This window comes from Lysinibacillus sp. NPDC059133 (genome assembly GCF_042755925.1).
In the GTDB taxonomy this organism is placed as follows: domain Bacteria; phylum Bacillota; class Bacilli; order Bacillales_A; family Planococcaceae; genus Lysinibacillus.
This window is the reverse complement of sequence record NZ_JBHZDH010000009.1, coordinates 63459-78173: the sequence shown is the minus strand read 5'-3', so window position 1 is coordinate 78173 and position 14715 is coordinate 63459. Positions and strand designations below refer to the sequence as shown.

15 protein-coding genes and 1 pseudogene are annotated in these 14715 nt (G+C 38.8%); 10 read left to right on the top strand and 6 right to left on the bottom strand.

Going from position 1 to position 14715, the window contains the following annotated elements:
- Positions 1 to 1522, top strand: a pseudogene (locus ACFXN8_RS26515) (collagen-like protein); the annotation flags it as partial.
- 157 nt (positions 1523 to 1679) lie between these two features.
- On the opposite strand, the gene hemY reads toward ACFXN8_RS26515, so the two are convergent.
- From hemY to hemE, 3 genes are all read right to left on the bottom strand, one after another.
- Positions 1680 to 3113, bottom strand: a complete 1434-nt coding sequence (gene hemY / locus ACFXN8_RS07310) for a protoporphyrinogen oxidase (protein WP_386844065.1) — start codon at positions 3111 to 3113, stop codon at positions 1680 to 1682.
- Positions 3114 to 3127: 14 nt separating this feature from the next.
- The gene (gene hemH, locus ACFXN8_RS07305) at positions 3128 to 4048 is read right to left on the bottom strand and encodes a ferrochelatase (protein ID WP_386843993.1); all 921 of its coding nucleotides are present in this window, start codon (positions 4046 to 4048) and stop codon (positions 3128 to 3130) included.
- Between the two features lie 157 nt (positions 4049 to 4205).
- Entirely contained in the window at positions 4206 to 5255 is a 1050-nt protein-coding gene (gene hemE, locus ACFXN8_RS07300) for a uroporphyrinogen decarboxylase (RefSeq protein ID WP_386844063.1), read from the bottom strand.
- 329 nt (positions 5256 to 5584) lie between these two features.
- Between hemE and ACFXN8_RS07295 the strand changes: the two genes are divergently transcribed.
- A complete protein-coding gene (locus ACFXN8_RS07295) occupies positions 5585 to 6103 on the top strand; it encodes an antibiotic biosynthesis monooxygenase family protein (protein WP_386843991.1) in 519 nt (172 codons plus the stop codon).
- Positions 6104 to 6298: 195 nt separating this feature from the next.
- Positions 6299 to 7459, top strand: a complete 1161-nt coding sequence (locus tag ACFXN8_RS07290; protein ID WP_386843989.1) for an amidohydrolase — start codon at positions 6299 to 6301, stop codon at positions 7457 to 7459.
- Positions 7460 to 7815: 356 nt separating this feature from the next.
- On the opposite strand, the gene ACFXN8_RS07285 is transcribed toward ACFXN8_RS07290, so the two are convergent.
- Entirely contained in the window at positions 7816 to 9000 is a 1185-nt protein-coding gene (locus ACFXN8_RS07285; RefSeq protein WP_386843987.1) for an ABC transporter permease, read from the bottom strand.
- A complete protein-coding gene (locus ACFXN8_RS07280; RefSeq protein ID WP_376075462.1) occupies positions 8984 to 9733 on the bottom strand; it encodes an ABC transporter ATP-binding protein in 750 nt (249 codons plus the stop codon). Before ACFXN8_RS07280 ends, ACFXN8_RS07285 begins: the two co-directional genes overlap by 17 nt.
- A gap of 104 nt (positions 9734 to 9837) precedes the next feature.
- Between ACFXN8_RS07280 and ACFXN8_RS07275 the strand changes: the two genes are divergently transcribed.
- The 6 genes from ACFXN8_RS07275 to ACFXN8_RS26510 all read left to right on the top strand — a co-directional run bounded on the left by ACFXN8_RS07275 (position 9838) and on the right by ACFXN8_RS26510 (position 13330).
- Positions 9838 to 10254 (top strand): HIT family protein, encoded by a 417-nt coding sequence (locus ACFXN8_RS07275; RefSeq protein ID WP_323649866.1) that lies wholly within the window; start codon positions 9838 to 9840, stop codon positions 10252 to 10254.
- Between the two features lie 146 nt (positions 10255 to 10400).
- Positions 10401 to 10931: a tryptophan transporter gene (locus ACFXN8_RS07270; protein WP_376075464.1), complete on the top strand. Its 531-nt coding sequence runs from the start codon at positions 10401 to 10403 to the stop codon at positions 10929 to 10931.
- Between the two features lie 159 nt (positions 10932 to 11090).
- The gene (locus ACFXN8_RS07265) at positions 11091 to 11486 is read left to right on the top strand and encodes a YtxH domain-containing protein (protein WP_376075466.1); all 396 of its coding nucleotides are present in this window, start codon (positions 11091 to 11093) and stop codon (positions 11484 to 11486) included.
- Between the two features lie 156 nt (positions 11487 to 11642).
- Positions 11643 to 12203: an HTH-type transcriptional regulator Hpr gene (locus ACFXN8_RS07260; protein ID WP_376075504.1), complete on the top strand. Its 561-nt coding sequence runs from the start codon at positions 11643 to 11645 to the stop codon at positions 12201 to 12203.
- Positions 12204 to 12528: 325 nt separating this feature from the next.
- Positions 12529 to 13074 (top strand): DUF3267 domain-containing protein, encoded by a 546-nt coding sequence (locus ACFXN8_RS07255; RefSeq protein WP_386843984.1) that lies wholly within the window; start codon positions 12529 to 12531, stop codon positions 13072 to 13074.
- 70 nt (positions 13075 to 13144) lie between these two features.
- A complete protein-coding gene (locus ACFXN8_RS26510) occupies positions 13145 to 13330 on the top strand; it encodes a hypothetical protein (RefSeq protein ID WP_079563331.1) in 186 nt (61 codons plus the stop codon).
- Positions 13331 to 13383: 53 nt separating this feature from the next.
- Here ACFXN8_RS26510 and ACFXN8_RS07250 read toward each other — a convergent pair whose 3' ends face one another.
- On the bottom strand, positions 13384 to 13497 hold the full coding sequence (locus ACFXN8_RS07250) for a YjcZ family sporulation protein (RefSeq protein WP_370046387.1): 114 nt from the start codon (positions 13495 to 13497) through the stop codon (positions 13384 to 13386).
- Positions 13498 to 13640: 143 nt separating this feature from the next.
- Between ACFXN8_RS07250 and ACFXN8_RS07245 the strand changes: the two genes are divergently transcribed.
- Positions 13641 to 14618, top strand: coding sequence for a peptidylprolyl isomerase (locus ACFXN8_RS07245; RefSeq protein ID WP_376075469.1), 978 nt, complete (start codon positions 13641 to 13643; stop codon positions 14616 to 14618).
- The last annotated feature ends 97 nt before the right edge of the window (positions 14619 to 14715 follow it).

Here is a 14715-nt window from a genome sequence, read left to right as displayed (position 1 = left end):
TGGGGCGACTGGCTCTACTGGCTCTACCGGTTCTACCGGCGCTACCGGTTCTACTGGCGCTACTGGGGTGACTGGCTCTACTGGTGTTACTGGTGTTACTGGTGTTACTGGTGTTACTGGCGTTACCGGCTCTACTGGGATTACTGGTGAAACTGGATCTACTGGCGCTACCGGTTCTACTGGGGTTACTGGTGAAACTGGAGCTACCGGCTCTACTGGCGTTACTGGAGCTACTGGGGCGACTGGCTCTACTGGTGCTACCGGTTCTACTGGCTCTACTGGTGTTATTGGCGCGACTGGCTCTACTGGGATTACTGGTGTTACTGGAGCTACCGGCTCTACTGGCTCTACTGGGGCTGCTGGCGCGACTGGCTCTACTGGCTCTACTGGCTCTACTGGTGTTACTGGAGCTACTGGAACTGCTGGCGCTACCGGCTCTACTGGCGTTACTGGAGCTACTGGAGCTACTGGAGCTACTGGAGCTACTGGAGCTACTGGGGCTACTGGGGCTACTGGCTCTACTGGCTCTACTGGCTCTACCGGTTCTACTGGCTCTACCGGTTCTACCGGTTCTACTGGCTCTACTGGCTCTACCGGTTCTACTGGCTCTACTGGCTCTACCGGTTCTACTGGCTCTACTGGCTCTACCGGTTCTACTGGCTCTACCGGCTCTACTGGCGCTACTGGTGTTATTGGCGCGACTGGGTCTACTGGGATTACTGGTGTTACTGGAGCTACCGGCTCTACTGGCTCTACTGGGGCTACTGGGGCTACTGGAACTGCTGGCGCGACTGGCTCTACTGGCTCTACTGGTGTTACTGGAGCTACCGGTTCTACTGGCTCTACCGGTTCTACTGGCGCTACTGGTGTTATTGGCGCGACTGGGTCTACTGGGATTACTGGTGTTACTGGAGCTACCGGCTCTACCGGTTCTACTGGGGCTACTGGCTCTACTGGGGCTACTGGCTCTACTGGGGTGACTGGAGCTACTGGCTCTACCGGTTCTACTGGGGCTACTGGCTCTACTGGGGCTACCGGACCAGCATTTACAGAAGGTTTCTCAGCATTTAATAATGCTATAACAGTAAGCGCTTCTACTACAATCACTAACTGGAGTGTGGCAGCTCCATATTTCACAACACCAGCATTCAATCCAACGACCGGAATTTTCACCGTTCCAACGACTGGAAGATATGCTTTTGAGGCTACAATCAACTACTCAACTGCTGCTGCAATTTCCGTAACCTTAGGGGCTGGCATCAACCCATCATTTGCTATTCGCCAAAACACTACAACAAATTTAATAAGCGGGCTATTCCCTTTATTAAATGTAAATGTTATTGCCGTATTGACTTTACGCGCTATCCTTGGTAATGGGACAGTAACATTAGCTGGAGAAGCCGATTTAAATGCAGGTGATGTTATTGATTTATTCTACAATGCTAACGGTTTAACGTTAGGACTTACTCTTGGAGGAGCTAACTCCGGCGGTATTGTATGGTCATGTCACCGAATTTCATAACATTAAGATCTTTACTGGGAAAGTAGAAACTTACTTTCTCAGTTTTTAATTTGAGTTATCTAACTTGTGCAATTTGTACTTTGCCCTATCAAATTTCAAAATAAAAAAAGTAGTACAAACATTGATCTTCAAGTTTGTACTACTTACTGATAATCATTTATTTCTCACAAATCTCAAACATTTCCTTTAATATTTCTTCAGCAACATTTTTACCTTGCTCCACGCACTCAGGTATTGATATTCCTTCGAAGGAACTCCCCGAGAGCTTAACTGTCGGAAAATGCTCACGTAATTCTTGTTTTACTCGCTCTACCTTCGCTTCATGTCCTACGGTATATTGCGGCATGGCATTTTTCCAACGGGAAACTACAGTCATTAACGGTTCTCCATCTACACCAATTGTTTTCGTTAAATCCTGCAATACGGTCTTTTCAATTTCAGTATCGGATAGCGCTACAATTGCCTCGTCGCCCACTCGGCCAATATAACTGCGTAACAGCACGTAATCATCTGGTGTTGTGCCAGGCCACTTTCGATTCATCCAAGTACAAGAAGTTATTGAAAAATCACTATTTCGAGAGACAAAAAATGATAACGCATCTAGATCACCTAACTGGTCTTTTTTAAATGCCATTGTCACAGTAGCAATAGTTGCTGCCTTCATCGTACTCAATTCCGTTAATAACTGGTGTTTACTGAACATTTTTCTTGCCACATTAAATGGTGTAGCAATAATAGCAGCATCTGCTTTTAATTGCGTAAAATTGTTTAACACAACTTGAACAGTACCATCCTTACCATGCTCAATTTCCTCGACCTTAACACCCTTCATAACTGTCCCAGGAAGTAGTGATTCTTCAAGTTTTTCGATAAGTGTCTCAAGACCATTATTAAATGTTTGAAAAATGCCCTTATCTTTCGCAGTGAGATCGTTACTTAAAAAATTCGTACCAGCCTTTTTCATCCCAATAAGTAGGCTACGATATTTTTGCTCTAATCCATAAAGCTGTGGGAATGTTGAGCGCATGCTTAACTGCTCAATATCACCAGCAAATGTTCCTGCAAGTAATGGCTCTACGAGATTTTCTACAATTTCAGCACCGAATCTTCTTCTAAAAAATTGCCCTAATGGTTGGTCATCATTCTGTGCCGAACGAGGAATGAAAAAATCCCCCGCCGCACGAACTTTCCCGCTAAGTGAAAACAAACCTGATGTAATAAATGACGAGGCATGTGGTGTTGCTCCAGACAAAAGATTGCTCGGGATTGGATACAATTGACTACCAACGGCAACGTAGGTCGGTCCTGTATTGCTTGTAATCATTTCCTGTTCAATGCCTAAATCCTTTGCCAAAGCATACACATAGTTCTCACGATCAAAAAAAGATTCTGGACCGCGCTCGATAATAAAGCCATCTTTTCTCAGTGTTTGTATTTTTCCGCCAAGACGTAATGACGACTCGACAAGTACGATATCTAACGGCAATTCTTTTGCGCTTGCTTCTTTTTGCAAATAGAACGCAGTTGTGAGGCCAGTAATGCCACCGCCTACAACAACTACCTTTCGTCTTTTCTGAGTCACCAACATCATCACTTTCTTTTCGCTTAGCTTAGTTTTTTATGAATGGCATCAACCATTGCATCAATAAATAATGGGTGTGTATTTGGCATTGCTGGACGATAATATTTCGCGCCAAGTTCATCACAAACAACTTTACATTCATAATCGTTGTCATATAAAACTTCTAAATGTTCTGTAACAAAGCCAACTGGCGTATAAACGAATGAACGGAAGCCCTTTTGCTCGTAAAGTTCACGTGTTAAGTCCTGAACATCTGGACCGATCCATGGCTCAGGTGTTTGTCCTGCTGATTGCCAGCCAACTTCTACATTATTGACACCCGTTGCTTCTTTGATTAGTCGAGCTGTCTCAATTAATTGATCTTCATATGGATCGCCCAACTCTTTAATTTTCTCTGGAAGTGAATGTGCAGAAACGACTAGACACGCTTTTTCACGCTCTTCAACAGACATTGCATCAAATGTTTCATTTACTTTGTTTTTCCAATACTCAATGAATTTTGGTTCATCATACCATGATTCTACAGAAGTAATTGTTAATCGATCTCCAGCCGCTTCTGTTGCACGACCATTATATGATTTAATGGAGAACGTTGAGAAGTGAGGAGCTAATACGATAGAAACCGCTTCTTTAATACCTTCTGCTACCATTCCTTCTACTGCATCTTCAATGAATGGGTGAATATGCTTTAAACCGATAAATAATTTGTATTCCACATTATCTTGTACTTCATTTAAACGTGCACATAAAGCTTCAGCCTGCGCTTTTGTAGCAGCAGCAAGTGGTGATAAACCACCGATTGCTTCATAACGGCCGCGCAAATCTTCTAAATGCTCTTCTGATGGTTTGCGACCGTGGCGAATATGCGTATAGTAAGGTTCGATGTCTTCTTCTTTATAGGGTGTTCCGTATGCCATAACTAATAAGCCTTTAACTTCTTTCATTACCTTTTCACCTCTAAATAATAGTTAAATATATCTTTAATCGTATAGTATGTGACAAAAAGAAGCTGTCCAATTCATTAGGTTGGACAGCACCCTTTCTACGATGAAATCGAGATTATCATTCATAGAAAAGAAAATATTCTTGTTCATATCTATATTAAGAGCGTGCTTGGATTTGTTGAGCACTATACTCATGAATAAGAGCTGTTAAACGTTTTAACACTTCTGGGTCAACATCTGGGAAGACACCATGACCTAAGTTAAAAATATGTCCTGGCATTTCTAAGCCTTGATCGATAATATCTTTCGTGCGTTTTTCAATAATGGACCAATCAGCAAGTAATAGTGATGGATCTAAATTCCCTTGTACTGGCTTAGTTATACCGTTAGCACGAGCTTCTTTAATCGGTAAACGCCAATCTAAGCCAACAACATCGATCGGTAAATCATTCCACTCTTTCGCTAAATGACTTGCACCGACACCAAACTGAATAAGTGGCACATTTTCTTTTTGTAGCTCTGCAAAAATACGTGTCATAATTGGTTTAATGAACACACGATAGTCTTCAACATTTAAAGCACCAACCCAGGAGTCAAATATTTGGATAGCTTTTGCTCCCGCTTCGACTTGAGCAGAAATATCAGAAATAATCATGTCAGCTAACTTGTCCATTAATGCAAACCAAGCTTGAGGCTCTGATACCATAAATGATTTTGTTTTATTATAGTTTCTTGAAGGTCCACCTTCAATCATATAGCTTGCGAGAGTGAATGGTGCACCTGCAAAGCAAATTAAAGGTACATTCAGTTGTTCTTCTGTTAACATTTTTATCGTTTCTAAAACGAATGGTGTATGTTCTTTCGCATTGAATTCACCTAGTTTTTCTATATCAGCAACTGATCGGATAGGATTTGAAATGACAGGACCTACTCCTGCTTTGATTTTTACATCTACTCCAATACCAGGGAGTGGTGTTACTATATCTTTGTATAAAATCGCTGCATCAACATTGTAATTTTCTACTGGTAATCGCGTTACATATGCACAAAGCTCAGGTTGAAGTGTAATTTCCTCTAAAGAATACTTTTCTTTAATCGCACGATATTCTGGCTGAGAGCGTCCTGCTTGTCGCATATACCATACTGGTGTATGTTCCGTTCTTTCTCCCCGTGCAGCACGTAGAAGTGTATCATTAAAAGTTGTCATGAATAGTTCCTTCCCCTCATTAAAATTCATATCGTAAAATTCTTTTGTTTTTATTTCGTTATTATTGATATCCGTTTTCAATAGTAAACGCTTCCTCTGTTATTGTATAGTTTTCATAGGGAAATGTCATAAAATTGTTCTTTCTAAGGGCTTTCTTTTTTGACAAAGCTATATACTTACACTTAAATGGAGATAATCACGCTATATTCCAAATTCCACCTTAGCGTACTTGTTGCTTTCGAGCAGGTAATGGCGGGACTAAGTAGTGCGTTGTGCAAGCACAATTCATTCCTTTAAAAAGATGAACATTCATAAGGAGGGCAATAGTTGTGTATATTTATTTAACTTCTGGTACAGGTGATTTTTTAGAGCAACTAAAGAATAAATATCCAAACGAAGTCATGATTTTAATACACGGAGAAGGAAACTCTGTGCTTATACATGAAACAAAAGGAAAATCTGTATTTGCCACACCTCGTAAGTTTGAAGTGCTAGATTCAGTAAATGATCTAGAAGAACGAGGTTTCTTTGTTTTTAACAATATTCCTGTTACAGATGAAGGTCGACCAGTTTTTGAACATCGAATTTTAAATCGAGCACGTGCTATCGAAGATGAACCAGGTTTTGTAGCGTTTCGACTTCTTCGTCCATTAAATAGTGAAACATATATTGTCATGACACAGTGGAACGGTCCTCATTCGTTCGAAGCATGGAAAAGCTCAAAGGCCTTTGCATCAGCACATGCTGAACGCAAAGAATCAACAGGCGTGAATCAACAGAATATTTTCTCAGCCGCTTCCTATATCACAACCTATAGTGCTGCTCCAAAAGAAGAAAACGAAGATTAGTTGAGAGGCGCAGGTATTTGATGCTTTCGTGGGTATTTGATGCTCTTCCGCGGGTATTCTCCCGTGACGTGCGGAGATTCATTACTTTTCCCAAGGATATTCTTGATGAGACGCGCTAACCCTCTATTTATCCAGTTTGTAAAACTATTATGTTATTCATAAAAATCTAGGATAATTTGTTTAAGGAGGTTTACTATGAACCAACATCTATTTGAAAAAATTGATGCTCATTTTGATGAAATGGTGGCGATTCGCCGTCATCTGCATATGTATCCGGAGCTAAGCTTTCAGGAGCAAGAAACTGCTAATTATATTATTCAGTTTTATAAAAATCTCGGCGTACCGGTTGAAGCTAATGTCAGTGGTCACGGTTTAATTGCGCGGATTAAGGGGAGCAAGCCTGGCAAAACGGTTGCCTTACGAGCAGACTTTGATGCGCTTCCTATACAAGATGAAAAAGACGTACCTTACAAATCAACTGTGTCTGGTGTTATGCATGCTTGCGGGCATGATGGTCATACAGCTACTTTGTTAATTGTCGGTAAGCTATTGTGGGAAATGCGCGATGAGTTAGTAGGAGAATATGTACTAATTCATCAACATGCTGAAGAGGTTGATCCGGGTGGAGCAATTGGGATCGTACAGGCCGGGGCTTTGAAAGGCGTTGATGCTATTTTTGGTACACACCTTTCTTCTAACCATCCTACAGGCATGATTGGCTACCGCGTAGGGCCGACAATGGCCGCTGTTGATAGTTTTGAAATAAAAATTCAAGGTCAGGGCGGTCACGGCGCTCATCCAGATCAAACTAAGGATGCGATTGTTATTGGCTCTCAGCTTGTTATAAATTTACAACAGCTTGTCGCACGTCGTGTTGCCCCAACTGAATCAGCTGTTTTGTCAGTTGGTTCATTCGTGGCATCTAATGCTGACAATATTATTGCCGATACAGCCTATTTAAATGGCACAATTCGAACGTTTGATAAGGATGTTCGTGAAACGATGGAACGTGAGTTTAAACGAGTTATCCAAGGTACAGAAATTGCACATGATTGTACAATTAAACTGGATTATCGTTGTGGCTACCCTGCAGTTGTAAATCATGAGAAGGAAACACTCTTTGTGCGTAATATAGCACAGGATATTTGCGATGTTACTGAGGTTGAAGCAACTATGGGGGCTGAAGATTTCGCTTATTACTTAGAAGAAAAGCCAGGTACATTCTTCTTCACAGGAGCCCGCCCAGCTAAATATGCACCACATCACCATCCAAAATTTGATATAGACGAAAAAGGGATGCTCATTGCTGCAAAGGTATTATTAACAGCAGCACTAGACTATCAATTAGTTGAATAAAAAATAAAGCTCATTTTTCCAATTCTTTTATTGGAGAAATGAGCTTTTATAATTAGAAAAAAATAAAGGTTCATCACCAAAGCGTGTGGTTGATTTCCGTTGCGACTGGGTGCTTTGTTGTTGCTGTCGCTATGCTTTCGCACAGATAAAACAATTGCTGCCGCTTCGCTTTCGCGCAGAGCAGAGCTTCCTGGGGGCGTCGGGCTAACACGATGTTGGTCACGAAGGCGTTATCACAGGACGTGATGGTTTTAGCCTTCGTTCCTCTATTGCTAATCCCCGAGGAGTCACCCAGTCTCCACTTCAATCAACTTAGTCGCATGATACGTTTTAACAAAAGGCGAAATTAACTATATTCAAGATTTTGAGGCCTTAGCAGTCAATTCACTTACAACCAGTATGATGATAAAGGTTACATAGAACATTGGCTGTGTAATACCACATAGACCCACTATAATAGCTTGAGTGATCATCGCAAGACGCACAATTTGATTGACTGCTACCTTACGTGCTTCATCAGGCAAAGGATAAAGCATGTCCATGCGAAATTCACCGCTTGATAATAAAGCAGATTTTAATTGAATAGTTGTAGCAAAGCTCAATGCACCAGCAATAACCCATGTAACGACTGGGATATCTACAAAAGCTGCAATAACGGCTGAGATCACTGTTAATCGGAGCCATAAATAAAAATGATCATCTGTTCGGATGAATGTACGGAACACTAAGTACTTTTGAGCATTGTCCTTCTTATATGGCACAAATTTGTAAAGCCAATCAAACCAACCACGACGACGGATGCTACCACGTAAATGTGGAACGTCCGTGAAATAATTAGCAAAACGATAGAAACTCATCATGCGATTTTGTTCCAGCTTTACAAAATGCTCGTACGGTACAGGCTCACCTGCACATTTCTTTCTAAATATTACAATATACACACACCCAACTGCAGCAGCCACAATTGCTAAAATAAGCTGCATATGAAGCCCCATGTACACAGTAACACTAAAGATAACAGCTCGAATTAGCCTGTCTACCCAAATCATTTGACCACGTTCACTATAACGATAACTAAATTCACCTTGAACGCTCAAATACTTCAATATAATAATAAGTAGAAACACTGACCAAATTTCAAATGTTGTTAATTCAGTAACAGCTTTTAGTAAAGGGATACTTACGATATAAACAATTGCCACAATCCAAACCTGTGACCAAAACGTCCACGCTAACGCCTTTTTAAAATACTGTGACATTTTTGATTCTAATGGTAATAAATACACTTGGTCTGGCTCTCTCAAAAGTGAAGTTGGACGACTTAATGCAAGTAAAATCCCTACAAACACTGCGATTAATACCTCTGCTGGAAAATCGGGCTGTACACTTTTCAGCCATTCACTATACTGATAGCCCCCTGCTCCAATAAGAAATACTAGTACAATCGCTAGATGCCCTGTAAAAATAAATCGCATATATTTTTGCACTTCACCTATATAGTGCATGAAGCGAGAGGACCATACATCACGCAAGTTCTTCATGGTCGTGCTCCTTTGTCATGGCAATATATAAATCATCCAATGTCGCATGTGGCATCGCAAATACCTTGCGTAAATCCTCCATTGTTCCTTGTGCTCGCACACGTCCTTCATGCAATAAAATAATGCGGTCACAATGCTTTTCAGCGGTCGATAAAATGTGCGTAGACATTAAGATAGAAGCGCCTTCTTTTTTCTTTTCATCCATCTGATCAAGCAAGGATTGAATTCCAAGTGGATCGAGCCCCACAAAAGGCTCATCAATAATATAAAGGCTTGGATTGACTAAAAAGGCACACATAATCATAACCTTTTGACGCATCCCCTTTGAAAAATGTGAAGGGAACCAATTCAGTCGCTTTTCCATTCGAAATTCTTTTAATAATAATTGTGAACGAGCTGCAAGTGTTGCTTCATCTAGACCGTAAGCCATCGCGGTTAATTCTAAATGTTCACGTAATGTTAGCTCATCATATAATACAGGTGTTTCAGGAATATAAGAAAATGCTGTACGATACTTGTCCGTATTTTCCTTTAACGTCACACCATTTAAACGTATGTCTCCTTCTTTTGGAAGCATCGTTCCAATGATATGCTTAATCGTTGTACTTTTACCGGCTCCATTTAAGCCAATTAAGCCAACAAGCTCCCCTTTTTCAATCGTAAATGATAAATCTTTAATAACCGGCTTTCTTGTATAACCACCTGTTACATGCTGTACCTCTAATACCGTCATGCCATCACTCCTCTTCTCATTTATATTTTATCAAAAATTAGCAAATGATACAGTTATGAGTATGATAGAATGTATTTACATATAAAATAAGGAGGAATTTTCGAATGAGCGATTGCCTATTTTGCAAAATCATTGATGGATCCATCCCAAGTACAAAAATTTATGAAGACGAACATGTCTATGCATTTACTGACATTTCACCTGTAGCAAAGGGGCATACCCTATTAATTCCAAAGCATCACTGTAAGGATCTATTCGAAATGCCTGAGGATGTAGCTCGTAATTTATATGCAGCAGCACCCAAAATTGCGAATGCTATAAAAGCTGCTTTTAATCCAATTGGACTTAATACAATTAATAACAATGGCGCTGCAGCTGGACAAACTGTTTTCCACTATCACTTACATTTTATTCCTCGTTACGACGAAAAAGAAGGCTTGGGCTTAATTTGGCAAACACAAAAATATACACCCGAGCAATTAACTGAAGTTGCGGAAAGCATTAAAGCTAACCTTAAATAATTGAAATTCTGACACACTCTAATTGTCAGAATTGTCTATTGCAATTTTCAAATTTATAGCGTACAATCACAAATAAGTTTCGCTAACGGTCATGAGGACACGTTTAGGAGACAAAAAAGATTAGCATAGTCGAGGAGAGATTAGAAATGAATACAAAGAATTTAGTATTAATGGCACTTTTAGTTGGTGTTGGTGCTACCCTTTATGTGGTCACACCAGGTATGGTAAACGGCATGAAGCCTGATTTCATGCTAACAATGATGTTTATTGGTATTTTATTGTTCCCTACTATTAAAGAAACTTTCTTACTTTCTTTAGCAACAGGTGTACTTTCAGGATTATTTACAACGTTTCCAGCTGGCCTTGTTCCAAATATTATCGATAAAGCAGTAACAGGCTTTGTCTTTTTAGCAGCCTTAATGGTATTGAAAAAGTTGGCAAGTAATTTCGCAGTATCTGCTGTCTTAGTTGGTTTAGGAACAATTTTATCTGGAACTGTCTTTTTAGCAGTTGCACTTTTTGTATTCAATGCAAACGTTGGTGCAACATTCGCTGTTCTGTTTGTAGGGGTTGTATTACCCGCTGTAGCATTTAATGTCATTGCTTTTGCAATTATTTATCCTATAGTTGCAAAATTAGTGAAGCGCTCTAAATTCCAAACAGCTATTTCAATTTAATAAAAGGTGCATACATTTAGAAAATGCACGTTTATCTTCAAAAGAAACCAAACCGTGATTCAAAATCACTCGTTTAGTTTCTTTTTTCTTTTTGTATAGGTGCATTTCATGGTTTAATAGTAGGTAACACATGATAATTACAGGAATGAGGTAATCGATATGAAAGCAAAACCATTTTTATTTGGACTTGGAGCTGGGATCATTGGCGGTACAATTGCTGTACTTTTTTCAACTCCTCAATCAGGACAACAATTACGTGCTAATTTGCGATCAAATGCTGAAAGCACCAAGGACAAACTTTTAGATGTAAAACAGCAAGCAGGCACAGTTAAACAATCTGTTCATTCACTTACTAATGAAATGAAAAATAATATACCACTAATAATAAATGATTTAAAACAAACTATTACTACATTCACTGAAGAAATCGAACCGTCAAAAAATAACTTACAACAAGAAATAGAAGCATTACAGAATTCAATAAGCGAAATCGAGAAAAACGTTGCACAATTTACAGAAAAAAAGAAAAAAACGAAAGAAAAAGTTAGCGACTAAAGTCCTTTCCATTTGATAAAAATTCTATATTTTTATTAATTCCGATTGACAAAATGTTGTTTTTTAACCACTTTTCAATTTTTTAATTTTTCTAACTTTAAACTTTTTTCCTTTATTGCTATAATATTTTTAAAATGTTAAAGAAAGCAGTAGGTGATGGCTTTGTCAGAGGAATTATACACTCAAAAAGAAGCGATGCTTTATAGTCAAAGAATTGCGCAAATATCAAAAGCTTTATGGAAAGCAGTTGAAAAAGATTGGCAGCAATGGATTAAACCCTACGATTTAAATATTAACGAACATCATATTTTATGGATTTCGTATCATTTAAAAGGGGCTTCAATTTCTGATGTGGCGAAATTTGGGGTAATGCATGTTTCCACTGCATTTAATTTTTCAAAAAAATTAGAAGAACGTGGATTCCTTAAGTTTTCAAAGCGTGATGACGACAAGCGGAATACGTATGTTGAGTTAACAGATGCAGGCACAGACCTTATTGTTGAAATGAATAGTAATTATCATAATACGTATCATTCTGTGCTAGAAGGTTCATTAGCTTTAAAAGACCTATATGGTCGCTTCCCAGAATTTTTAGATGTTATGGCTGTTATTCGCAATATATATGGAGAGGACTTCATCGACATTTTCGAACGTTCCTTCCAACACTTCCGTGATTCCTTTGATAAGGTAGAAGAACGTCCAACTGTAAAAGGATGAAAGTGAAACTAGGCTTTTAGCGACAGCAAAAGGTTTTGTCTGTGCGAAAGCGTAGTGTTAACGTAGCGTCAGCAACAAGGTTTTGTCTGTGCGAAAGCGTAGTGTTAACGTAGCGTCAGCAACAAGATGTTGGTCACTCAGTCGTCGCCAAAGGACGTTGCGTTTTTAGACTGAGTTCCCCTATTTAAGCGGGTGTTTGGACTTCCGCTGAAAGAAGTTAAAAGAGGTGTTTCAGAAATATTTCTGAGGTACCTCCTTTTTCTTGCATTCTAATATAAATCAATTTAAATTAAATAGGACCATTCATATTACGGAGTTGATAATCATGCATTGTTGGAAAATATTAAATCTTGAACATCATTACGGAACAACGCGTATTATGATTATGTCTGTACTTGTTTTTTTTACTGTCTTTTCTCTTTCCTATGTGTCATTAAATTTATTTAATGACGAGTACTATACAGATCGTTTGTTTTGGCTATTTGTTATTGCTATATTTGCAATCTATCCAATTCATAAATGCTTACACTTTCTAGCATTATATGATCTACGTCAGCATTTAAAATTGCGTGTGCGTACCCAATTTTATGTTATTCCTGTTCTTCACATGCGTATCCGTGAACCTTTATCGAAAAATCGTTATATTTTAGCCTTACTCACACCATTTATTGTGTTAAATACAAGCATTTTATTAGGTACACTACTATTCCCTGCGTATACCCATTATGGTACATTACTTTTAGCTTACCATTGTAGTCTATGTGTAATAGATATTTTATATGTAAAATACTTATTGAATTCGCCTAAAGACTCCCAGATTGAGGAGACGCCTAAGGGCTATGAAATTTTAGTACCACCTACTATTCACTAAATTGCTTGTACTTGTGTTTTATTAACGTTTTTTGTTATGCTATTAATACTGAAAGAGGGGAGGAATAGACTTGCTGTTAATGATTGTAGTTCTATTCTCGGTATTCTATTTATTTCAAATAAACCGCATGACTTATGCGCTGTGCATGCGACGTGAAATTCCCGAAGAAAACCAACCAAAAGTATTCCGAACTATAAATATACTTATTACAATATTACTTGTCTCATTTTATATTGAAGTTTTATATGCAGTGTAGTTAAAAAGAAAAGCTAAGGATGTTAAACCCTTAGCTTTTGCCGTTTTTATTAATTAGTATAGGAACGCTGCACCAACGATAATTAATAAAATAAATAGCACAACTAATAAAGCAAAGCCTGAGCCTGAGCCGTAGCCGCCGCCACCACCGTATCCTCCGCTGCTCATAACTTCACCCCCTTTCTTTTCTATATCCTATGCGCTTGAAAATCTGAAATATAGGCTATACTCAAGGGGGAACCATTTTGTTTTTAAAACGTTTATGTTATAGTAAAAAATGGACGAAACCATATAAGGAGAGAATATCCACTATGAAAAAGACAGTTTTATCTTTAACATTAGCTGCTTCGGTATTAGCACTTGGTGCATGTAGCGGAGATGACAACAAAACAATCGCAACTTCAAAAGTAGGCGACATTACAGTTTCTGACTTTAACAAAACATCAAAAACATTAGCAGGTCCTCATATACTTCAACAAATGTTGACTGAAAAATTATTAGCTGATAAATATAAAGTATCAGATAAAGAAATCAAAGAGGCTTATGACGCAACTGCTTCACAATTCGGCGATAGCTTTGCCGATGCACTTTCTCAGAGTGGCTTAACTGAAGAAAGCTATAAAGATGCTTTACGTGTTGAGCTTCTTTCAGAAAAGGCTTTAGAAGATAAAGCATTTACAGACAAAGATGTAAAAAAACATTATGAGCAAATGAAAACAGAGTTAAATGCTCGTCATATTTTAGTAGCAGATGAGAAAACAGCTAATGAAGTCATTGCCAAAATTAAAGGTGGCGCTTCTTTTGCAGATGTAGCAAAAGAATACTCGACTGATACTGGCTCTGCTGAAAAAGGCGGAGAACTAGGTTGGTTCTCTGTTGGTGCAATGGTAGATGAATTTAGTGATGCTGCTTACGCCCTTCCTGTAAAAACATTAAGTGAACCAGTTAAATCAAGCTATGGTTTCCACGTTATTGAAGTTACGGAAAAGCGTGATGTAAAAGGTGTTGGCTCATTCAAAGACGAAGAGAAAAACATCCGTTCACAAATGCTAGCTAAATTAAAGCAAACAGGTGAAGATCAACAAATCCTTAAAGATATCGTTGCAAAATTGGCAAAAGATGCTGATGTAAAAACATCTGATAAAGAATTAAAAACTGCTATAAAAACCCTTACAACAACAAGTGAGGAAGAAGCTAAGGCTACTGAAGAAGCAGCTAAAAAAGCTGAGGAACAAGCTAAGAAAGCTCAAGAAAACACAGATAAAGACGACAAAGATACTGAAAAATAATCTTACTAGTTGTTACTTCACTATATGAAAAAGGGTTACGCCGATACAGGCGTAACCCTTTTTCTACAGAATCCACTAATGAAGACGAATGTAATCC